This is a genomic window from Streptomyces sp. S6 (genome assembly GCF_054880855.1).
In genome coordinates this window covers 1-1,296 of record NZ_JBTYMC010000654.1, presented here as the reverse complement: position 1 = coordinate 1,296, position 1,296 = coordinate 1, and the positions used below count along the sequence as shown (strand labels likewise).

The window sequence follows — 1,296 nt, the reverse complement described above, 5'->3', positions numbered from 1 at the left end:
GGACCAGTCCCAGCACCCGGTGGCCATTGCGCCGCGCGTCCGACAGCCGCTCCAGCAACAGCAGGCCGACGCCCTCGCCCCACCCCGTGCCGTCGGCGGAGGCCGAGAACGACTTGCAGCGGCCGTCCGGGGCCAGCCCGCGTTGTCGGGAGAACCCCGGGAAGAGGCCGGAGGTCGCCATCACGGTGACGCCGCCCGCGAGCGCGAGGTCGCACTCGCCCTGCCGTAGGGCGTGGCAGGCGAGGTGGAGGGCGACCAGCGAGGAGGAGCAGGCCGTGTCGACCGTGACCGCCGGACCCTCCAGTCCGAGGGTGTAGGCGACCCGGCCGGAGATCGCGCTGCCCATGCCGGGCATCACATAGCCTTCGAGCCTGGCGTCGTTGTCGGCCGCGCCGTTCGCGTAATCGTGGTACATGACGCCGACGTAGAGGCCTGCGGACGTTCCCTCCAGCGAGCCCGGGGGGATGCCGGCGCGTTCGAATGCCTCCCAAGTAACTTCGAGCATCAGCCGTTGCTGCGGATCGGCGGCCAGCGCCTCGCGGGGGCTGATGCCGAAGAACGCGGCGTCGAACTTCCCGGCGTCGTAAAGGAATCCGCCTTCGTGGGTGGCGCTGGCTCCGGGCTGGGTGAGGTCCGGGGCGTAGAGCCGTTCCAGGTCCCAGCCCCGGTTCGCCGGGAATGGGCCGATCGCGTCCCGGCCCGAGGACACCAGGTCCCACAGGTCCTCCGGTGAACGGACCCCGCCCGGATAGCGGCAGGCCATCGACACGATCGCGATCGGATCGGTTGCCCGTACGGCCGCTCGGGTCGGAGCGTCCTGGGCTTTCTCGCCGTCGAGCCGCGTGGTCAGATAGCGGGCCAGTGCCCGTGGGGTCGGATGGTCGAAGGCCAGTGTGGTCGGCAGGCGCAGTCCGGTCGCCGCCGCGAGCCGGTTGCGCAGTTCCAGCACCGTGAGGGAGGTGAATCCGAGCCCTTCGAAGTTGGTGTCCGCCGGCACGTCGTCCGGGGAGGCGTGGCCGAGGGCGGCGGCGACGTGATGACGGACGATGCCTACGACGATTTCGGCGCGGGCATCCGCGTCCAGTCCCGCCAGCCGTGCGGTCAGGGCGGGTGCGCCGTCGTCCGCCGCCGCTCGCCGCCGGGTGCGCCCGGCCAAGTGACGCAGTACCGGGGGCAGTTCGTCGGCGGTGATGCCTGCGGCGGTGATGTCGGCGGCCACCACCTGGACCTGGTCGAGCCGTCGGGCGGCGTCGAGCAGGGCCAGGCCGCGTTCGGCCGTCAGTGGGCGCACGCCGC

At 72.4% G+C, this 1,296-nt stretch carries 1 protein-coding gene; it reads right to left on the bottom strand.

Features of this window, described 5'->3' with window-relative positions; all coding sequences use genetic code 11:
• Positions 1-1,296, bottom strand: a 1,296-nt coding sequence (locus ACVNF4_RS36185) for an acyl carrier protein (protein ID WP_461807057.1), incomplete at both ends; no start/stop codon positions are given.